This is a genomic window from Bacteroidales bacterium, from assembly GCA_035647615.1.
Classification (GTDB): Bacteria; Bacteroidota; Bacteroidia; order Bacteroidales; family 4484-276; genus SABY01.
Genome location: DASRND010000009.1, coordinates 16,786 through 36,393, shown reverse-complemented (window position 1 = coordinate 36,393; position 19,608 = coordinate 16,786). Strand labels below are relative to the sequence as shown.

The following is a 19,608-nucleotide window of genomic DNA, read 5'->3' as shown; positions in this document are numbered from 1 at the left end:
GTTAAACCGCTGAGGCGCGGAGACGCAGAGGAAATGAGAAAATAAAACCTTGATATTTCTGTGTAATCGTGAAAATCCCCGTACGTTTTTCGGCATACGGGGATGTTTTTTTAGGTGAGGAAGTTGCTGATTTTTAGTCCCACATAAATGGTGCGCGGCGTCATGGGGCCATAAATGTAGCCCGGGTCGCGGTCGACGCCAATATCAAAATCGTCCTGATAGGCATTGAATATGTTTTTGATGCCTGCAAACAGCCGCAGCGTGGCTCCGTTGAGTTTGATGTCGTAACGAACTTTTGCGCCCATATCAAAAAAGATGGGCGACTCCCGTAGCTCGCCGGCGTCAGGGTCGGGGATATTTATGCCGAAGTAAGGCACGAGCATTTTGCCGGTATAATTGCCCGAAGCAGAAATGCCCAGCTTTTTGGTTGTTTGCCAGTCGAGGGTCAGGTAGCCATATTGATCCGGCGTGCGTAAAAACTTTTTCTCGTCAAACTCCTGTGCCTCTTCGTATCTGCTCTTTTGCATGGTAAAGCCCGTTTTGAGTGAAAATGGCGTCATCGGCACCACATTCAGTTCTATATTAATACCCTGCACATTGGCGCCGTCGTCGGCATTCATGCGTGTATAAATCACCTCGCCGTTTTGGTCGGGAGCGCTAAATTCGTTTACAAAAGCATTGTTGAGCTGTGTGTAAAATCCTTCCACAAGCAGCCCGATATTAACGGTGCCCAAAAGTTTGTTGAAATCGAGGGAAGCCATAAAGCTATGACTTGTTTCCTGTTCCAGATCGGGACTGTTGCGGTGTATCACGCGGCGCGAGCCTGATGTTTCTACGTGCAGGTCTTCGTCGAAAAGCTGTGGAGCACGATAGCCTTGTGAGTAGCTCAGGCGTGCCTGCAGGTATTTTTTAACGTCATATTTCAATGCAACACGCGGGCTGAGAACATTTCCTGATTTGTCCTCGTCGGTTTGCTCTCTATCGCTGATCTGATAATGATCCAGCCGGGCGCCTACCGAAACTTTCAATCTGCGCCAATCGATTTCGTACTGGGCAAAAAGCCCGGTGGTGTTGGTGGTCTGGTCGGTAATGGTGAGCGTTGAGGTGTGTGGAATGCTTAAAATGGAATCGCCAATGATGACGGCATTTTCGATGTCGGCATAACCCGGCTTTTCATCGGTAAGCCAGCCGCCGTCGTTTTCGATGCCAGCCACTATTCTGGAGTTTTCAAATTGGGCATTGTATTGCGCCCCGAAGGTGTACGAAAAATCCTGCGTCAATCCGTAGTCTTTCAGCGATTGGTTGGCGCCGTAGTAGGAATCTCTGTTGATACGCTGCCCCGAAACAAAAACGGATATCAGATCACTTTTTCCGATAAAATGCTCATACGTCAGCGCACCGGTTGTGATGTTGTGATCCAGGGCTTCGGCAATATTGGCCTCGTGCACCGGATATTCAAACCTGTCGCCGCCGCGCCGTTTTTCGTTGATATGGAAAAAATCGCCCGAAATGCGTGCTTTTGTTCCAAAGCGATGGTAAACCCGCGCACCGATGGTGGTGTTTTTGAGTGAGGCAATTTCGGAGAAGCTATCGTTGTTGGCATCGAAGGGTTCTCTGTCGCGATAAAATCCATACAGCGCCATGCCTGTCTTGTTGTCGGCACTCACGAGCGAAGTATTAAAATTAACAGAATAATCAAGCACTGCATCTCCCGATCCGGAAACTCCTACGCCGGTCATCCCCGAGTTTATTCCCACTTCATAGGCATTATTTATTGGATCTTTTAATATCAGATTGATGGTGCCGGCAATGGCGTTGCTGCCATAAAGTGCGGAGCCGCCCCCACGGATTATCTCCACACGCTCTATCATGTTCGAGGGTATAAGCTCCAGCCCATACACTCCCGCAAGCCCGCTGAAGATGGGGCGGCTGTTGATAAGAATTTGCGAATAGGGTCCTTCCATGCCGTTCATCCGCACCTGCGAAAAGCCACAGTTCTGGCAGTTGTTTTCCATGCGCAAGCCGGGGCTGAAGTTGAGTCCCTCGCTTAGCGTCACCGATTGTGTGGTAGCAAAAAGTTTGGGCGTAAGCGTATTTACGATCGTTGATGAATTGAGCCGGTTGGAAGCGTTGCGGTCGCCGGTAATCACCACCTCTTCCAGGCCCAGGTAATCCTGCTCCAGCTCAAAGTTCAACTCTTTGGTTTCGTGTGCCGTCGCAGTTATCGATTTTTCCTGTGGCTTGTATCCGAGCGCCTGCGCAAGAATAATGTGCTCGCCTTCGGGCAGGTGGATGAGATGGAAATGGCCGGTTTCGTCGGCGGTGGTGCCAATAGTGGTGCCTTTGATGCTCACGGTGGCAAAGGGAATGTGCTGGCCTTCGCATACCACGTGTCCGATGATATTGGCATCGGTTTTAGTTTTTTGTGCAAAAATAATTTGTGCGTGTGCTATCAGTAAAATTAGTAGGACAAGATGTGTTTTTCTCATAATATCATATTCTGATTCTGTGATAAAAAAATTGGTTGTGGCTATCGTGTTTGCATACTATGCCCGGTAGCCCACTACGGAATTATTTCCGTCGTAAAAAAACAAGATTCAGAAATCTTTTAAATGATATTATGCGAGAGGAGGAGCACGTCCTTGTGGCAGGGATACAAATACCACCGGGTGAACGAGCGAGGGCAGGGCAAATGAAATTGCTTGTTTGGCCGGGGCAATCAGTGCCAGGGTGAAGAACGTAAAAACAAAAAGTATCTGTAGGTTTTGTAGAAAGAAAATTTCGGATTTGGTGTGATCGTGCGTTTTGGCTGGCTGCCCGTCATCCGACTTGGGGTAAGGGTGTGCGTGCTGCACAATGGTGCCGTCGGCCATCTTATGGGTGTGGACATACAGCGCCTGGTTGGCAATGAACATCCCCATGATACCTATCGTGAGAAAGATCAGAAATTTGGTCGCTATGTTTTTAATTGTTTGCGCCATCGGGCGTTCAGGTTAGCCTGTTTTAATTTTAATAAAAAAACTTAACGCTCACAAAACTATTATTGATACCGCTACGGCGGCAATGTGTTGGAAGATGTAGGCTCAAAAGAACTGTTTGTTGTTCCTTGTTTTAGCGGCTATATTACTTTTCTACGGCTTGCATCGGACTGCCGACTGAGGACTGCCGATCGAGAACTGCTGATGGTTTATTCGATGAAATGGACTAACTTTGTAATCTACAAATACCGATACAAATGATGCAGACATTGATTTTGAGAAGTGATTCAGAAGAGAATATCCGGTTGCTTTTGCAGCTCGCCAAAAAATTGGAGTTTAGCGCTTACCAGCTCTCACAGGAGAAAGCAGAGGACTTAGGTATTGCGATAAGTATTCTTGATGGCATGCAGTCCGGGGTTTTGGATGAAGGCGAAAAATTTGATTTCATCAGTAAGTTGCAGAGCAATGAAAGTTGAAATCACCCGAAAATTCAAAAAACAAATTGAGTCGTGTGACAATATCACGATTAGGAAAAAAGTGGGAATAATACTGGCGGATGTTGTAAAATGTGATTCGCTTAAAGAAATCAAAGGATTGAAGAAGCTGAAAACACCAGGTAGCTATTTTCTTATTCGGGTAAATGATTATCGTATCGGAATATTCCTACAAGGCGAAACTGTTTATTTTGCAGCCTTTGATCATCGTTCTGATATTTATAAGTATTTCCCTTAACTTTTAGACAAATTTATTCCCCTTGTTCAAAGGAGAGAAGATTGTCGGTTGAGGGAAAAGGTTGTCGGAATGTTCCCTTCACCAGGCTGGCTTCGACAGGCTCAGCCGCCGCAGCCACCACAAGACAGGTGTCATTCCCATCGACTGCGCTGGTTTCGACAAGCTCAACCACCGCAGGGCAGGTGTTGTTTTGGAGGCTATATTACTTTTCTGCGGTGTACAACGAACTGAGACCTACCGACTGAGAACCGCTGATGGTTCATTCGACGAAATGGGTTATTTTTGTACGTATGAAATCAAAAGCCTTTTTTATTGTAGCAACCTTTTTCTTCGGCATCAATTCGCTGATGTACGGCCAGGAAAAAACAGGTCTTGATATTGGCGACAAAGCACCCAATATCATTGAAAAAGGAATCGACGGAACAACCTTTGAGCTTGACTCACTAAGAGGGAAAATTGTTCTGATTGACTTTTGGGCCTCCTATTGCGGGCCATGCCGTAAGAAACACAAGCTGCTTATTCCTTTGTACGAAAAATACAAAGACGCTGCTTTCACAACCGGAAACGGATTCACTGTTTTTAGTGTCTCACTCGACGGAAACAAGGAAAGATGGAGTAAAGCGGTTGAGAAGGACGGACTTATCTGGCCCTGCCATGTGAGCGATCTAAGCGGAATAATTTCAAGTAAGCACAGGAAAACATACAACGCTTCTTTTATTCCGGTTAACTATCTGATAGACGGGAACGGAATCATTATCGGGAAAAACCTTTTCGGGGAAGAGCTTGAAGAAGCGCTGAAAGGAATGATGAAAAAATAAAAGTGATATGAAATTTACACAGGCGTTAGCAAGCAAGTGCAGAAACCTTACCACACATTAAAATACCTTTAGTCTTCCCGACGTGTAAAGCCGACTCTAAAATCCAAAGCTTTAATTTTTTTAACAAAAATATAGCAGAAAATTTCGGAGAATTGAAAAGTTTGAATATTTTTGCCAAGTATTAGCAAGAATAAAATCAGCAAGTATTAGATATGGAAACATTTGGGGAGTTTTTGAGAGCCGAAAGAAAAAAGAGGGGATTAAACCAAAGTGAATTTGGCCAACCACTAGGTGTAATTATGACTGAAATTTCAAAAATTGAGAATGATCACAAGAAGTTTCCCTTTGCTAGTTTAGAAGCACTTGCCAATTTTTTAGGAAAGGATTATTTGGAGTTGAAAAACCTATATGTCGCTGACAAGTTGGTTGAGGAAGCTCATAAATACGAATGTTCCGATGCTGTTTTCTCTGTAGCGGAAAGTCAGTCGAAATATTTGAGAAATAAGAATGTTAAACAAGGCAAATTTAAGTTCTAATGAAATACAAAAACTTCATACAGGCATTAGGATTTACACCTAAAGAAAATACTTTCGGTATTTTTCATAAAAAATACTATGGCTACGCTATTGAGATTGATTTTCAAAACTCAATTTTTAATTTTGGCAATGAAATAAACTGTGAAAATAAAACCACTCAAAATTTTTCTCAAGCCGAAAACTTCGTTGTTCTTGAATGTGTGGATAGGCTACTTGAAAAGGGATACCATCCAAAAAACATAGTTTTAGAAAAAACCTGGAGGACTGGACATGGTACAAGCGGAAGATTAGATGTTCTGGTAAACCATGATAATGGATCAGCCTATTTGATGATTGAATGCAAGACTTGGGGAGCGGAATTTGAAAAAGAGCTTAAGAATTTGGAAAGAAATGGTGGTCAGCTTTTTACCTATTTCCAACAGGATAAGGATGCAGATATTTTGATGTTGTATGCTTCCCAACTTCAAGGAAATGCCATAGAGTACAAAAGCATCATTGTAAAAATTGAAGAAGATTACCGACAAACAGGAAATGTAAAAGACTTCTTTGAACGTTGGAATAAACTACCTAAAACCAATGGTATTTTTGAAAGTTGGGTTACACCTTATGAATTTCAAAGTAAAGCACTCACTAAAAAAGATTTAAAAGATTTAAAGCAAGAGGATAGTAGTTTCATTTTTAATCGCTTTTTAGAAATACTGAGGCACAACGTAGTTTCTGACAAACCTAATGCCTTTAATAAGATATTTACACTTTTCCTTTGTAAAATCGTTGATGAAAACATAAATCCTGACGAGCAATTAGGTTTTCAGTGGCTCGAAGGAGAAGACAATCATATTTCCTTTCAAAAAAGGCTGACCGACCTTTACAACCGAGGAATGCTTGAACTTTTAGAAAAGAAAGTTACAGATATAAGTGATAGTGAATTTGACAAACAGTTTTTACACGTACAACCACTATACAAAGACAAATTCAAAGAGATTTTAACTGAAATTCGACTTAAAAAGAACAATGAATTTGCCATAAAAGAGGTGTATGATGATGCTTCTTTTGAGGAAAATGCTAAGGTAGTAAAAGAAGTAGTAGTGTTACTTCAAGAGTTTAAAATCCGCTATACTTACCGCCAACAGTTTTTAAGTGACTTTTTTGAATTGTTATTAACCACTGGATTGAAACAAGAATCAGGTCAATTTTTCACTCCTGTTCCAATTGCTCGTTTTATTATCAAGAGTTTACCACTTCAAGAAATTACCGTTCAAAAAATTGAGCAAGGAAACGCGAATGATTTACTTCCCACGATAATTGATTATGCAGCGGGAAGTGGACATTTTTTGACGGAATCAATGGAAGAGTTACAAAAATACATTGATAAATTGGACGAAAACAATTTTAATCCTACCACCACAAGAGCCTTAAAAAAATGGAAAGAAGATCAATTTGATTGGGCTAAAGATTACGTTTATGGTATAGAAAAAGATTACCGTTTAGTAAAAACAGCCAAAGTAAGTTGTTATTTGCACGGTGATGGCTTGGCAAAAGTAATTCACGGTGATGGTTTGGGTGATTTTGCGACTTCAACAGAATTCAAAGATTTACTAAAAGAAACCGATAAAACCTATCCGCAAGACAACAAACAATTTGATGTAATTATTTCAAATCCTCCTTACTCGGTATCTGCTTTTAAAGGATACATGGATGAAGAAAAATCAAAAATTGGTTTTGATTTGTACGACAGATTGACCGACCAAAGTTCCGAAATAGAATGTTTGTTTATTGAACGTACCAAACAATTGCTTAAAGATGGCGGTGTGGCAGGAATTATTTTACCAAGCAGCATTTTGAGCAATACAGGCATTTACACACAATCAAGAGAAATCCTTTTAAAGTATTTTGAATTTTTAGGCATTGCCGAATTAGGCTCCAATACTTTTATGGCAACAGGCACAAACACCGTTACCCTATTTTTAAGACGCAGAAACAATGCAGATGCATACAATGTAGAAGAAGCCATTAAAAAATGTTTTGTAACCCTGCAGGATGTTACGATAAATAGTATTGAAAAACCGCTTGCCAAATATGTGGCTCACGTTTGGGACACGATTACTTTTGAAGATTATAAAACTCTTTTGCAGAAAACCCCGAATGAAAATATAGAACAACACGAAATTTACAAGGAATACATCAAGAAAATTAAAGCCAAAAACGAGCAAGAGATTTGGAATAGTATTTTAGATTTAGAACAAGACAAGTTCCTTTATTTTGTACTGGCTTATCCTCAGAAACTCGTTTTGGTAAAAACTGGCGAAAAGAATGAAGAAAAACGCTTTTTAGGTTACGAATTTAGCAACCGAAGAGGTAGCGAAGGGATACACGCAATTCAAAGAAGCAAAAGCATAGACGAGTGCACCCAATTGTATGATGCTGATAGTTTTACTAATCCTGAAAAAGCAAGCACCTATATTTATAAAGCATTTTTAGGCGAGTTTGATTTAGAATTTCCTGAAAATTTACAACAAAACCTGAGCTACCACAACTTGGTAGATATGCTCACTTTTGACCGAGTGGACTTTGAAAAAAACATTTCACTCTTTGCTAAAAAAAAAGTGAAAATTGAGAGTAAATGGGAACAAAAAAAATTAAATCAGCTTGTTTCAATTGTTAGAGGAGCTTCACCTAGGCCTATTAAAGAATATATTTCTGATGAATTTAATGGATTCAATTGGATAAAAATTGGTGATGTCAAAATTGGGTCAAAGTTTATTACAGAAACTAAAGAAAAAATATCTAAAGTGGGTGCGGAAAAATCTCGTATCGTAAAAAAAGGGGATTTTATTCTTTCCAATTCAATGAGTTTTGGTAGACCATATATTATGGGAATTGATGGATGTATTCACGATGGATGGCTTTTATTAAGTGATTTTTCAAAAAAGTTAAACAAAGATTATTTGTATTATATGCTTTCTGACAAAATTGTACAGGAACAATTTATTAATGCGGCAAGTGGTGGAACTTCGGTTGACAATCTAAATATTGATAAAGTTTCTCATACTTTAATTCCACTCCCACCAATCGGCATTCAGCAAATAATAGTTTCTGAAATTGGAGCATTAGAACAGCAAGAGCAAAATGCGATTGAGGAGGTTGAAAAACTTAGATTTTACATTGGTAAAATAATCAATAACTCAAAAGCATCCTTAATAAAATTAGAAGACATTACCACCAAAATAGGTAGTGGTGCTACTCCTAGAGGAGGAGAAGGTTCCTATCAGTCAAGTGGTATAAGTTTAATTAGAAGTCAAAACATTTATGACTACGGAATGATTGAGAGGGGTCTTGCTTTTATTAACGAAGGACAAGCTAAAAAACTCGGTAACGTAACAGTAGAGAAAGATGATATTCTTTTTAATATTACTGGAGCTTCTATTGCAAGATGTTGTATTGTTGAGGATAAGTATATACCCGCCAGAGTGAATCAGCACGTTTCAATAATTAGAACAAATGAAAAAGCACTTCCTAAATATGTTCAATCAATATTAGTAAGTACTGAATTCAAAGAGAAATTATTAGAAATTGGCAATGGTGCCACTTCAAGGCAGGCAATTACTAAGTTACAGTTAGAAGAATTTAAAATCCCTTTACCGTCTATAGAAGAACAAAAAAAGATAGTTTCAGAAATAGAAAAGATTGAAACCAAAATAAATGAATTGGAAAATCAAATAGCTGAAATTCCAAAACAGAAAGAGAAAATATTGAAAAAGTATTTGGAGTAAATGTCAGCGCAAAGACTGACATGCCAATTATACTAACCTGTATGTTGCAGCAGCGGATAAAGTGGTAAATTCAAGGTCTGTGCTTCTACAAAAGCTTGGGGTACACTAATAGGGAATTACTTCGTAATCTCGCACTTCACATAGCCAAACCATTGTTTGCCTACAAAAACTACCACCATGAAAAAAACACTATTTACAATCGTTGCCTTTTGCTGTTTGAATGTTTCTTACGGACAAAAAACAGAGTTTTGGGTCTCACTCAATTCAGGACTATTCTCATTTGCCGGCGAATCTGCTGAATCCGTTACCGGCATCAACTATAATGAACAGATGCAATCAGGCTATACAAACAATCCTTACGGTTCAAAAAGCGGACTTGCTATCGGGCTGTCGGGAAACATAAAAAGTATCTCAAAGAAAAATTTTATCCTCGGTGCCGACTTAGGCTATGAAAAGTTGAGAAGTAAAATTGAAATTAACAAAATCTATGGCTGGACCGGAACCTCGTCTTACAGATTGGATGCAACAGGGAAAACCTTTTTAAATTCTAATTTCATAAACCTGCGTCTTTTTGCGGGTTACCGGTTACCTGTAAACAAAGTAAATCTCGATTTTACAGGCGGGCTTGAGATTGGATACTGCCTCAGCGCAAAAGAAAATGGTTCCGCAACTGCTTCTGGCGGCATTAAATATGAAACTTCTGTCGACAGAAAAACCATTGATTTCGATTTCAGACCAGGAATTCAAATTGCCGCCAATTACAAAAATGCCGGAGCTTACATTGGCTATTCGTTTGGACTTACAAACTACCGGGCTGACTTCGATGGCGGAAAAAATGAAGCCTACGCGAGACTTTTACGCTTTGGGCTGACACACCAGATAAAATAGTGGGCAGCACGCAAAACACGGAAACACCATCAATATCCATCTTATCATAATTAGTATTTACTTTCGTTTGGTAAAAACTTAAAAACATGAGAAACCTGCATCTACTTTTTTTAGCTTTGATTTTGTCAACCACTTTCGGTTGCGGGAAAAAGTCATCGGAGCCGGATAGAATTACCGGTACCTGGACATTTGCGGTAAAGCCAACACAAAATTTGAATAATTGGCAGGGACACGTAGAACATAGAACTGTATTCGATGGTAGTGAGGAATTGACCTTTGAACACAACGGTGACTTTTATATCGACACCGTCAATTATGGTACCTGGATGTTTGATGCTGATCAGGATGTTTTAATAAACTTAACCCACGGAATGGGCTATCCTCCTGATGTATTCCCGCAGAACGCAATGGCTTTTGAGATAATCAAATTAAACGATTCGATCATGGAGGTGTACCATCGCTACTATAAGTTTACAGAAAATAAATACAAACTTCGGAAGAAGCGATGATGAAATGCGCCGCCTAACTCATTTGTTTCCGCTCCCATCATTTTTATAAAAAAAAACAGGCATCTCATGCGGAATGCCTGTTTTAGTTAAATAAATCCCTTTCTGAACCCGATCAATACTTCGGCTTTTCCATCGGCAAATCATTTTCTCCATCGGCGGGTTTACGTCTTTGCATCAGTGCAAAAATCAGCAGCGCGATGCCGCCAAAGAGGAAGGTCATCGAGAAATAGGCTACTTCCTGCATCATGTTGGTGTTATTTACCAGCAGGTGCCCCAGCAGGATTCCCACCGCCACGCCAATGAGCAGCAGCCCAAAGCGCAGTGAGCCATCTGTGGTTTTACTCGTTTTCAATGTACGCGCGTCGGCGCCATGCTGTATCAGGTTTAACTTAATTTTACGGTCGGCCTGGATGTAAACGAGCGCCACTACCATTCCGAAAAATCCCAAAGGAACCAGTATTTCTACCATAACTTTCAATTTTTATGATGATGATTAATTTTATTTTCCATTCACCCGCTTTGACACCGATTTTGCCGGTTGGTTACAAAAAATCTTTTATGTCAAATTATAGAAAGAAAATCTTGTTGGGTTGATGTGCTTCAAAGGCATGGTGCAAGGCGCAAAGAGTAAGGATTTGGACGGGGTTGAACAGGAGTTTGGACGAGGCTTTGTGGCTGAGCTTGTCGAAGTCCTCGTCCACCTTATTTCTACAGGCTCTGCCAGTTGCAACCTATCATTGTTAGCTTCCAGCAAATTTTTCCGCACCTTTGTAACCTAACGCATGAATCAGCGTCAAAAAAGGCACAAATGAATTATCGCGACGACAGTTTTTACATTGATCAGGTGCTCGGTGGTAACCAGGCGGCGTTTGCTGCACTGGTCGAAAAACACCAGCAGATGGTTTTTACCATTGCCGTAAAAATCCTGCGCAACCGCGAGCAGGCCGAAGAGATAGCACAGGATGCTTTTGTGAAGGCGCATGCCGCACTGAGTTCTTTTAAAGGAGAGGCTAAATTCTCGACGTGGCTCTATCGCATTGTTTACAATGCCGCAATTTCGGCCGGGCGCCGTCGCAAGCCGGAGTATGCTGCCATCGACGAAACGCTCATAGAGCAATACACCACCGACGAGATTTATCCGCAGGTGGAGGCCATGAGTCAGGAGGAGCAGATGCAGCTGATCGAAAATCTGATGCAGCGCCTGCCCGAAGACGACAACCTGCTGCTGACGCTCTATTATAAAAATGGAAAGTCGATTGCTGAGATGGCTGAGATCACCGAATACTCGCAGTCTAATGTCAAAATAAAGCTATTTAGACTTCGCCGACGGCTTTACGACGACATGCAACAAACGCTCAAAAAAATGGTTTAACACGTAAAATGGACATCAACAAAAATATCAACAACATCGACGACGACTTCCTGAAGCGGCTCATCAGCCTCAGTGCCGATGAAGAGGTGCCGGAAGGTTTTAGCGAAAGAGTGATGCAACAGCTTCCTGCCGTTCAGGAGCAGCCCGTAGTTGCAGATGCTTCCCGGCGCTGGATTTGGATTTTATCAATAGCTGCCGCGGTGATAGCAATAATTGTGGCCATTCCGTTTGGCGCCGGAGAATTTTTTGCCCGTCTTGCCTCGTCAGAAAGTTTTCAGGTTTACGGCGCGATTTTCAGCAGCGTCATCCGTTCGTTTTCCAAGGGTTTTTCTAGCCTCCAGATTGGCAACATAGGATTTATGATATTAATATCAACAGTGCTGCTTTTTCTTATCAGCCTGCTGCTTCGGCGGTGGTTCGACCAAAACACTTCAGCAGCATAATACCGCCGTTGGCCGCAATTGCACATCGAAAAAAGACCTGTTATGCTTCCTCCATCTGTCAAAAAAGCCATTACCAACTTTCTCTCCCGCCATTTTTCTGATAAAGATATCCTCATTAATCAGGTGTCAGGGGTTTCGGGGGGTTCCATAAATTTGGCTTACCGTCTTGAAACGAGCCGTGGCAACTTCTTTGTAAAAACCAACCACGCATCCCGTTATCCGGAGATGTTTCAGAAAGAAGCAAAGGGTTTGGCGCTGTTGCGCAATGCTCGAACTTTTACAGTTCCTGAGGTATTTCTGGCTGATGCAGCGGGTGAAGAATCGTTCATGCTGATGGAATATATTGAGGGTGCAAATGAGCATAAGGATTTTTGGGAAGATTTTGGCACCAGCCTGGCGCGCATGCACCGGCAGCACGCAGAGCAGTTTGGTCTGGATCACGATAATTATATGGGCTCGCTGCATCAGCACAACAATCAGCACGACGACTGGGTAACGTTTTTTATCGAAGAGCGCTTGCAGCGACAGGTGGTGCTGGCGCGCGATAATGGCGCTATGGGACGCAGCGACGTGGCTACTTTTGAGCGGCTTTATGTGCGGTTGCCCGAAATATTTCCGCCGGCCAGCCCTTCGCTTTTGCATGGCGACCTTTGGAGTGGCAACTTTATTACCGACTCGGACGGCTTCGCCTGCCTCATCGATCCGGCGGTATATTATGGCCATCCCGAAATCGACATCGCCATGTCCACACTTTTTGGCGGTTTCAGCAGCCGCTTTTACGAAAGTTATTACAACTACAATCCCTTTCCCGGCAACTACTACGAGCGCCTTCCCATCTATAACCTTTATCCGCTGCTGGTTCATGTAAATCTTTTCGGCGGTGGCTATCTCTCGTCGGTGCAGCAGACGCTGCGGAGGTTTTGAAGGGGGAGAGGAGGATTTGATGATGTGATGATTTAAGGTTGTGGGGATATTACCATCCGGCTTTCAAGCGTCCGCAGGACATAGAAACGTCATAAAAAGAATTTGTGACGAGGGAATATAGGAGGATAGCCACCCAGGCACCAGGAGCCGAAAAAGCACGAAGTTTTTCTGTGGTTTTGACGAGCAGCCTAAATTCAAATTGTTTTTTCGAACGCTCGAATGTCCTTCGGACGATTCGAGGTTTCTACCACCTAATCACTTCTACTTTCACGTCTCTCATCTTTCATTTCTCATCTCTCATTTCAATATTCTCCTTATCACGCAACGCTCATCTCTCCCATCTTAATCTAAAAAACTATTTTTGAGCTTTCAATAATTTCAAAAAATTATAGATTATGAAAAATTTGCCTTTATTCCTTGCGCTTTTTCTTAGCATTGGCTTGTTCAGCCAGGAAAACCTGGATTATCAAAAACCCCCGGAAGCCATTCTCGAACTGGTGGATGCACCGCTTTCGCCATCGGTGATCATCGATAAAAATGGCGAAAACGTGGTTTTGCTTTATCGCGATGCCTATAAGTCGATTGCCGAGCTGTCAGAAAAAGAGATGCGCCTTGGTGGTTTGCGTATCAATCCCAAAACCTCCATCGGCAGCCGCACCAATTATTCCAACAATATCAAAGTTAAAAAAGTAAGCGATGATGTTGCCCGCCAGGTAGCAGGCCTCCCCGAAAATGGCAGATATACTAACTTCCGCTGGTCGCCAAATCAACAGATGATGGCTTTTACCAATACTACTTCCGAAGGCGTGGAGCTGTGGTTGCTTGATATGGCCGCGGCCAAAGCAAGCCGTCTTACCGATGATAACCTAAACGCCAATATGGGAAATCCCCTGGTGTGGTTCACCGATAACCAGGCACTGCTGGTAACTATGTTGCCCGATGATCGGAAGGAATTGATCGACACCGAAGAAGCTGTACCCACGGGACCTACCGTTTCGGTGAGCGAAGGCGAAAAGGCGCAAAATCGTACCTATCAGGATTTGCTGCAGGATGCCAACGATGTGTTTAATTTTGAGCAACTGGCACGCTCCGAAATAATAAAAGTAAATCTGGATGGCGAGCAAAGCCCCTGGCTGCCGGCGGCCATGTATCGCAACATTTCGTTTTCGCCCGATGGAAACTATGCTATGGTGCTTAGCACACACAAGCCTTTTTCGTACTTGGTGCCTTACTATCGCTTTCCTGCCAAAACCAATATATATGATGCCGATGGTAAATTTGTGTTAACGATGATTGATGACCCGCTGCTCGAGGTGCTGCCCCAGGGTTTTATGTCCGCAAAAACCGGAAGACGCGATATGAGCTGGCGTGCCGATAAACCTGCAACGCTGGTATGGGCAGAAGCCCTGGACGAAGGCGACCCTGAAATTGAAGTGGACTTTCGTGATGAAGTATTTCAGTTTCCGGCACCTTTTACCGGAGAGCCACAATCGCTCATCAAAACCATCAATCGCTTTTCGTATATCCAATGGGGAAAGGATGATATTGCGCTCGCTTACGATTACTGGTGGAACGATCGCAACACTAAAACGTATTTGTTCGACCCCTCAGATGCCACTAAAGCTCCCCGCATTGTTTTCGATCGTAACTATCAGGATCGGTACAGCGACCCGGGACGTTTTGTAACGCACGAAAACGAATACAACGAGGAAGTGCTTACCATCCACAACAATAAGGCTTATCTAATGGGCGACGGCTATTCCGAGGAGGGACAGTTCCCATTTATCGATGAGATGAATTTTAAAAATCTGGACACCAAACGCTTGTATCAATCCTCCTACACCGACAAGCTGGAGCGGCTGATCAAAGCCATCGACATGAAAGAGGGTAAAATACTCGTGCGCATCGAGTCGGCCAGCGCGTATCCCAACTATTATTTCAGGGATATTAATACAAAAAAGAATAGCCTTACGGCAATTACTTCCTTTAAAAATCCCTTTAAAAGTTTGCAGGATGCACACAAAGAAGTAATCACTTACCAGCGCGATGATGGTCTGGAACTTTCGGGAACGTTGTATTTACCGGTAGGCTATGATATGGATAAAAAAGAAAAACTACCTATGATACTCTGGGCTTATCCCCAGGAGTTTAAAGATAAAAATAGTGCCGGGCAAAACACCCAAAACCCTAACGAGTTTACCTATCCCTATTATGGATCGGCCATTTATTGGCTCACGCGCGGATACGTGGTACTCGATGATGCCGCCTTCCCGATTGTGGGCGAAGGCGACGAAGAACCCAACGATAGTTTCAGAGATCAACTGGTGGCCAATGCCAAAGCTGCCATTGATGCAGTGGATGAGCTGGGCTACATAGATCCCAATCGCGTGGCCGTGGGCGGACATTCTTATGGAGCCTTTATGGTTGCCAACCTCTTATCGTACTCCGACTTGTTTGCCGCAGGTATAGCGCGTAGTGGCGCATACAATCGCACGCTTACGCCCTTTGGTTTCCAGAGCGAGGAACGCAACTACTGGGAAGCACCCGAGGTGTATTACACCATGTCACCATTTATGCACGCCGACAAAATGAAAACGCCGCTCCTGCTTATCCATGGCGAGGCCGACAACAACTCGGGAACCTATCCCCTGCAAAGCGAACGCTACTTTAACGCGCTTAAAGGCCTGGGCGCGCCTGCCCGCTTGGTTATCCTGCCCAAAGAAAGTCACGGCTACCGCGCCAAAGAAAGCATCCTCCACCTGCTGTGGGAGCAAGATCAGTGGCTGGAGAAATATGTGAAAAATAGAGAGATGGAGTAGTTCGACAGGCTCACTAACAGTAGTTCGACAGGGTCACTAGCTCTTCATTTTTGACGCTTGAAGGTCCTTCGGATGCTTCAAGGTCGGGGAAAGCGCGAGACTTTCGATCGTCCGCAGAACCACGAAACGTCAAAAACGGGGAGAGTTCCATTTTGATGTGAAGATTTTTCGGACGCTTTAAGGTCGGGGAAAGCGCGAAACTTTCGAGCGTCCGCAGGACATCGAAACGTCAGGACGAATAAAGATTAAAACTTCACCCTTACCTGTGCTTTTATCTCCGTGCGCGTGTTTCCCTGCGATTCGTCCAATCCTGTTCCCACTGAATCCCGGTTGTTCCAGGCGGTTTGTGCCAGCCGCAGCCAAACGTCGATGTGGTCGGTGATCTCGTATTTTATTAATAGATAAAAACGACTTCCTTTATAATAATAAGATGGGATGGAAAAAGCATAGAGCACGTCGTTTTCGTAAGCATAAATGCGCGTGTCGTAGTTGTCGGTGTCGAAGAGGGCGTAGCGCAGGCTGATGTCGTAAGGCTTTCCTTCGGGGCGAAAGAGAACATCCTGATAGATCAGAAAACCATCGGAGCGGTTGCCGGCAGTGTTGTTGTAAAGCATGTATTCGAGACGGCTTTTCAGCGTTAGACCAGGAAGGACCGTGTAGGCAATATTAAAACGGAAATTTTGCCGGGCAATGTCGTCGGTGGTGCGCAGCGGGTTTTCGCCACCGGCATTATATTGTTTGTGGTCGTTGCGATATCTGAAATACATCTCCACTTCCCGCGACATTCTGAAGTCGAGCTGCGCTAGGTATTCAGCGCCATGCGACGGGAAATTTACGCGGTAGCGCAGCCACGGGAAGCTGAAAAAGTCGGCATAGCCCGAAAAGCTCCACCGCCGTGTGAGGTCAGCGCGCACGCCGGCATAGAGGCCGCGTTCGTTTTGGTTGTTGCTGCTTTCGCCGATGGCATTGCTGTAAAGGTTTTGATATTTAACGCCATAATCCCGATAAAACAATGAGAGCGCCACCTGCGCATGAAGTGCTGCCTGCAGGCCGGCGAGAAAAGCGCTGCCACCATTTTCACTTCCGGACACTTCTCCAAAAAACTGAAAACGGTCGATCACCAGGTTGTAATCGAAGCCGTAGTTGAGGTTTTCTTTTCCGGAGAAATAAAATTTCTGATAGAGTTGATTGGTTTTCTGCAGCGGCTTGTCGAGTTGTGTTTTGTAGATGGTGGCGCCGATGCGCAGGGTTTTGGGGCTCCATTCGGCGCGTCCGCCAAATAGTGTTTCCCGAATGGCGTGGCGGTTAGCAAGCTCTGACTGTGTTCGGTGATAGCCGGTTTGCTGCAGCGAAGTCACAAACTGTATCTCCTGGCTCAGCGTATCCACGTCGCCGATGTTGGCGTCGATTTTTTTGCTGGAATAAAAACCCGTAAAGCGCAGGTTTTTGATGCGTGTGGTCACCGCCGCTCCCCGCATAAAAAGGTTTTCGTTGGCAGAAGTGTTGGGCCGGATACGGCGCTGGTTTTTTACCACCGAGGTGGCATCCGACGATTTTCCGAATGCCAGTCCGCTCCACAGCGTCAGCCCCTGGCCAAACTCCAGGTGATAGTCGCCCACGGCAAGTTGCTCTATCACACCCAGATCGGCGGCGTACGCAAAAGCCGAATAAAAGTCGAAACCATTGGGCTGCGACCGTTTAAAAAATTCTTCTCCGGCATCTTTCTCAGCGGTAATGCCGGCACGTATCCGATTTTGATAGTTAAAACCATAACGGGCATAAAGCCTGTCGGGGCTGCCGGCATAATAGCTGTTGGGTTTTGCCAGCTTTGCCGAGTCGCTCATCGGGCGGTAACCTTCCTGCTCTTCCAACGTGCGGGCATACCGCAAAAAAATATCGTGCCGGCCATATTTCAAAATCGTTGACGGGCGTATATCCGGTCGTGGTTTTTCAGCGGAAACTGTTACAAAAGGTTCCATCAGCGCGATAAGGTCGCCGTCAAAACCTTCGATGGCCTGCAACTCATAAAGACTTACCAGCAAGCCATATCGCAAGCGGTAGCTGACGATTTGATGCGCCTGAATGTCGGTAAGGAAAAACAGTTGCTTCAGCTCATCATAGCTGGCATAGTTGATATTAATGGGATTTTGCTGCAAAAGATAAAGCTGATCGAGCAGGTCGCTGTAGTCGAGCTCGGTTTCGTTGCGTTCGGCCATTTGTTCGATCATGCTGATAAGTTCTTCGCGGCCTTTAAGTGTACCCGGCGGTTGCTGCGCCTTTGCCGGTTGCATGGTTTGGCTGGCCATTATCACCACCAAAAGCCAAAACCGGAAGTTGAAGCTACCCGTGCTATGTATTTTTAGCTTTCGCAAAATGATTATTTAAAATGATAAATCAGCCCTACCTGTGGCGAATAGCCCAGCACCTGATGGATGGATGAAGAGATGTCGATTTGAAGATTTCCCAGCAGCACCCCAAAGCCAAAGGAATAAAGAGCAGGGTCGGTGGCAATGCCGCCACGCACACAGAGCTGCGGTATCAGCCGGTATTCGATTCCAAATTTGAGATTAACATCAAAATCGCTTTGCTTTTCCGCTTCGGCGGTAAGAGTTAGATTTTCGTCGAAGGCATAAGCAGCTCCCAGCCGGAATGCGGCGGCAATGCGTTCGTCGGCATAATCGGCCATTTGTGCTCTGATTGGATTATAAATGTGTGCTCCCAGGCTCAGGTGATCATCGATGCGCGCCAGCAGCCCCACCTCGAAGGTGAGCGCACCATGCGAGCCATAGTCGCCGCCGATGGCAGTATGCAGGTAATCGAGCTGCACACCGACGGCAAATCGCTCCGACAGCTTGCGGGCATAAGCCAGCCCAAATTTACTTTCGTTGAATTGTTCGTATCCGAAATGCGAAACCTTGAGTCCGAATACGCCATAACGCACAGGCAGAACTGCGCCGGCAGATTTCAGGCTAAGCTCTTTTACCAAAAAACGGTTTTCGTAATAGGCTCCTGCGGTGAGATTTTCTTGCCAGGCCATCCCCGCCTGGTTATTTTGCAACGACCAAAAATCGGCTAATGCTACCGAGGCACCGCCCATAGCTGATGAGCGCGCTCCCTCCGGCACGTTCTCGCCGGCAGCCATAACTTCTGTCATGAAAAAGATGCACAACAGCAACAAAAATTTATGCTTGTACATGACGGGAATAATTTGTGGCCTAAAAGTAGAAAAATTTCACAACGCGCTATTTTAAAATGAGGTTTTTATTTTAATTTAATTTCTAGAAGCAGTCACGCCGTGAATGCTGTCTAATTCCGCAGTATTCTCTTCAAGCTTTTATTCTTTGGTCTGGCGTTATTCACGGCGTGACTTTTAAAGCTGTCGAATCTATTGCTTTAAGCCCCAAAGGGGCGCCATCGTTAGCTCAGTGTAATTTTTAGTTGAAGCTTCTTCGTCAATCTCAATGGCAATATAATACATCAATTAACTTTTATCGGCTGCTGGCTGCTTTTCTGGTCTGGCGTTATTCACGGCGTGACTTTTAAAGTTGTCGAATCTATTGCTTTAAGCCCCAAAGGGGCGTTATCATTAGCCCGGGGCATAGCCCCGGGTCTATGGAAAATCCGTTCCAAAAAGCCCCAACGGGGCGACATCCTTTCATTCTGCAGGGTGGTAATGACAACCCTGGTGAAAACGATATTGACATCGCCTTTTGGGGTTAATTTGATTCCGTTTGCCAGAAATCCGTATTCAACATTTCAAAATCCGTAGTTCATTTCCGGCCTCAGTCACGCCTTGAATGCTGTCCATGCCCGCTGCGT

Annotated in this window: 16 protein-coding genes; 11 read left to right on the top strand and 5 right to left on the bottom strand. The window is 44.0% G+C overall.

Going from position 1 to position 19,608, the window contains the following annotated elements; all coding sequences use genetic code 11:
• Nucleotides 1–110: 110 nt before the first annotated feature.
• Nucleotides 111–2,489 carry a TonB-dependent receptor gene (locus VFC92_04250; protein HZK07390.1) on the bottom strand — a complete coding sequence of 793 codons (2,379 nt, stop codon included), beginning with the start codon at nucleotides 2,487–2,489 and terminating at the stop codon, nucleotides 111–113.
• A 129-nt stretch (nucleotides 2,490–2,618) separates the two neighbouring features.
• Entirely contained in the window at nucleotides 2,619–2,981 is a 363-nt protein-coding gene (locus VFC92_04245) for a hypothetical protein (protein ID HZK07389.1), read from the bottom strand.
• Nucleotides 2,982–3,235: 254 nt separating this feature from the next.
• On the opposite strand from VFC92_04245, the gene VFC92_04240 reads away from it, so the two are divergent.
• From VFC92_04240 to VFC92_04210, 7 genes are all read left to right on the top strand, one after another.
• Nucleotides 3,236–3,454, top strand: coding sequence for a hypothetical protein (locus tag VFC92_04240; GenBank protein ID HZK07388.1), 219 nt, complete (start codon nucleotides 3,236–3,238; stop codon nucleotides 3,452–3,454).
• A complete protein-coding gene (locus VFC92_04235; GenBank protein HZK07387.1) occupies nucleotides 3,444–3,710 on the top strand; it encodes a hypothetical protein in 267 nt (88 codons plus the stop codon). The genes VFC92_04240 and VFC92_04235 overlap by 11 nt, the downstream gene beginning before the upstream one ends.
• 290 nt (nucleotides 3,711–4,000) lie before the next feature.
• A complete protein-coding gene (locus tag VFC92_04230) occupies nucleotides 4,001–4,528 on the top strand; it encodes a TlpA disulfide reductase family protein (GenBank protein ID HZK07386.1) in 528 nt (175 codons plus the stop codon).
• A gap of 212 nt (nucleotides 4,529–4,740) precedes the next feature.
• The gene (locus VFC92_04225; GenBank protein HZK07385.1) at nucleotides 4,741–5,064 is read left to right on the top strand and encodes a helix-turn-helix transcriptional regulator; all 324 of its coding nucleotides are present in this window, start codon (nucleotides 4,741–4,743) and stop codon (nucleotides 5,062–5,064) included.
• Nucleotides 5,064–8,834 (top strand): N-6 DNA methylase, encoded by a 3,771-nt coding sequence (locus VFC92_04220; protein ID HZK07384.1) that lies wholly within the window; start codon nucleotides 5,064–5,066, stop codon nucleotides 8,832–8,834. The genes VFC92_04225 and VFC92_04220 overlap by 1 nt, the downstream gene beginning before the upstream one ends.
• Nucleotides 8,835–9,011: 177 nt before the next feature.
• Nucleotides 9,012–9,722 carry an outer membrane beta-barrel protein gene (locus VFC92_04215; GenBank protein ID HZK07383.1) on the top strand — a complete coding sequence of 237 codons (711 nt, stop codon included), beginning with the start codon at nucleotides 9,012–9,014 and terminating at the stop codon, nucleotides 9,720–9,722.
• A gap of 86 nt (nucleotides 9,723–9,808) precedes the next feature.
• The gene (locus VFC92_04210; protein ID HZK07382.1) at nucleotides 9,809–10,231 is read left to right on the top strand and encodes a hypothetical protein; all 423 of its coding nucleotides are present in this window, start codon (nucleotides 9,809–9,811) and stop codon (nucleotides 10,229–10,231) included.
• Nucleotides 10,232–10,343: 112 nt separating this feature from the next.
• On the opposite strand, the gene VFC92_04205 is transcribed toward VFC92_04210, so the two are convergent.
• On the bottom strand, nucleotides 10,344–10,700 hold the full coding sequence (locus VFC92_04205; GenBank protein ID HZK07381.1) for a DUF6249 domain-containing protein: 357 nt from the start codon (nucleotides 10,698–10,700) through the stop codon (nucleotides 10,344–10,346).
• A gap of 339 nt (nucleotides 10,701–11,039) precedes the next feature.
• Here VFC92_04205 and VFC92_04200 point away from each other — a divergent pair, with 339 nt between their 5' ends.
• The 4 genes from VFC92_04200 to VFC92_04185 all read left to right on the top strand — a co-directional run bounded on the left by VFC92_04200 (nucleotide 11,040) and on the right by VFC92_04185 (nucleotide 15,789).
• Nucleotides 11,040–11,603: a sigma-70 family RNA polymerase sigma factor gene (locus tag VFC92_04200; protein HZK07380.1), complete on the top strand. Its 564-nt coding sequence runs from the start codon at nucleotides 11,040–11,042 to the stop codon at nucleotides 11,601–11,603.
• An 8-nt stretch (nucleotides 11,604–11,611) separates the two neighbouring features.
• Entirely contained in the window at nucleotides 11,612–12,046 is a 435-nt protein-coding gene (locus VFC92_04195; GenBank protein ID HZK07379.1) for a hypothetical protein, read from the top strand.
• Nucleotides 12,047–12,088: 42 nt separating this feature from the next.
• Nucleotides 12,089–12,970, top strand: coding sequence for a fructosamine kinase family protein (locus VFC92_04190; protein ID HZK07378.1), 882 nt, complete (start codon nucleotides 12,089–12,091; stop codon nucleotides 12,968–12,970).
• A 395-nt stretch (nucleotides 12,971–13,365) separates the two neighbouring features.
• Nucleotides 13,366–15,789: a prolyl oligopeptidase family serine peptidase gene (locus tag VFC92_04185; GenBank protein ID HZK07377.1), complete on the top strand. Its 2,424-nt coding sequence runs from the start codon at nucleotides 13,366–13,368 to the stop codon at nucleotides 15,787–15,789.
• A gap of 245 nt (nucleotides 15,790–16,034) precedes the next feature.
• Here VFC92_04185 and VFC92_04180 read toward each other — a convergent pair whose 3' ends face one another.
• Entirely contained in the window at nucleotides 16,035–18,161 is a 2,127-nt protein-coding gene (locus VFC92_04180; protein ID HZK07376.1) for a helix-hairpin-helix domain-containing protein, read from the bottom strand.
• Between the two features lie 5 nt (nucleotides 18,162–18,166).
• Complete coding sequence (locus VFC92_04175; protein HZK07375.1) at nucleotides 18,167–18,985, bottom strand: hypothetical protein; 819 nt, start codon at nucleotides 18,983–18,985, stop codon at nucleotides 18,167–18,169.
• Nucleotides 18,986–19,608 lie beyond the last annotated feature (623 nt).

Coding starts and splice junctions, on each gene's coding strand:
- VFC92_04230 (HZK07386.1), top strand. CDS start 4,001: ATGAAATCAAAAGCCTTTTTTATTGTAGCAACCTTTTTCTTCGGCATC.
- VFC92_04220 (HZK07384.1), top strand. CDS start 5,064: ATGAAATACAAAAACTTCATACAGGCATTAGGATTTACACCTAAAGAA.
- VFC92_04240 (HZK07388.1), top strand. CDS start 3,236: ATGATGCAGACATTGATTTTGAGAAGTGATTCAGAAGAGAATATCCGG.
- VFC92_04210 (HZK07382.1), top strand. CDS start 9,809: ATGAGAAACCTGCATCTACTTTTTTTAGCTTTGATTTTGTCAACCACT.
- VFC92_04205 (HZK07381.1), bottom strand. CDS start 10,700: ATGGTAGAAATACTGGTTCCTTTGGGATTTTTCGGAATGGTAGTGGCG.
- VFC92_04175 (HZK07375.1), bottom strand. CDS start 18,985: ATGTACAAGCATAAATTTTTGTTGCTGTTGTGCATCTTTTTCATGACA.
- VFC92_04200 (HZK07380.1), top strand. CDS start 11,040: ATGAATTATCGCGACGACAGTTTTTACATTGATCAGGTGCTCGGTGGT.
- VFC92_04225 (HZK07385.1), top strand. CDS start 4,741: ATGGAAACATTTGGGGAGTTTTTGAGAGCCGAAAGAAAAAAGAGGGGA.
- VFC92_04190 (HZK07378.1), top strand. CDS start 12,089: ATGCTTCCTCCATCTGTCAAAAAAGCCATTACCAACTTTCTCTCCCGC.
- VFC92_04250 (HZK07390.1), bottom strand. CDS start 2,489: ATGAGAAAAACACATCTTGTCCTACTAATTTTACTGATAGCACACGCA.
- VFC92_04215 (HZK07383.1), top strand. CDS start 9,012: ATGAAAAAAACACTATTTACAATCGTTGCCTTTTGCTGTTTGAATGTT.
- VFC92_04245 (HZK07389.1), bottom strand. CDS start 2,981: ATGGCGCAAACAATTAAAAACATAGCGACCAAATTTCTGATCTTTCTC.
- VFC92_04185 (HZK07377.1), top strand. CDS start 13,366: ATGAAAAATTTGCCTTTATTCCTTGCGCTTTTTCTTAGCATTGGCTTG.
- VFC92_04195 (HZK07379.1), top strand. CDS start 11,612: ATGGACATCAACAAAAATATCAACAACATCGACGACGACTTCCTGAAG.
- VFC92_04235 (HZK07387.1), top strand. CDS start 3,444: ATGAAAGTTGAAATCACCCGAAAATTCAAAAAACAAATTGAGTCGTGT.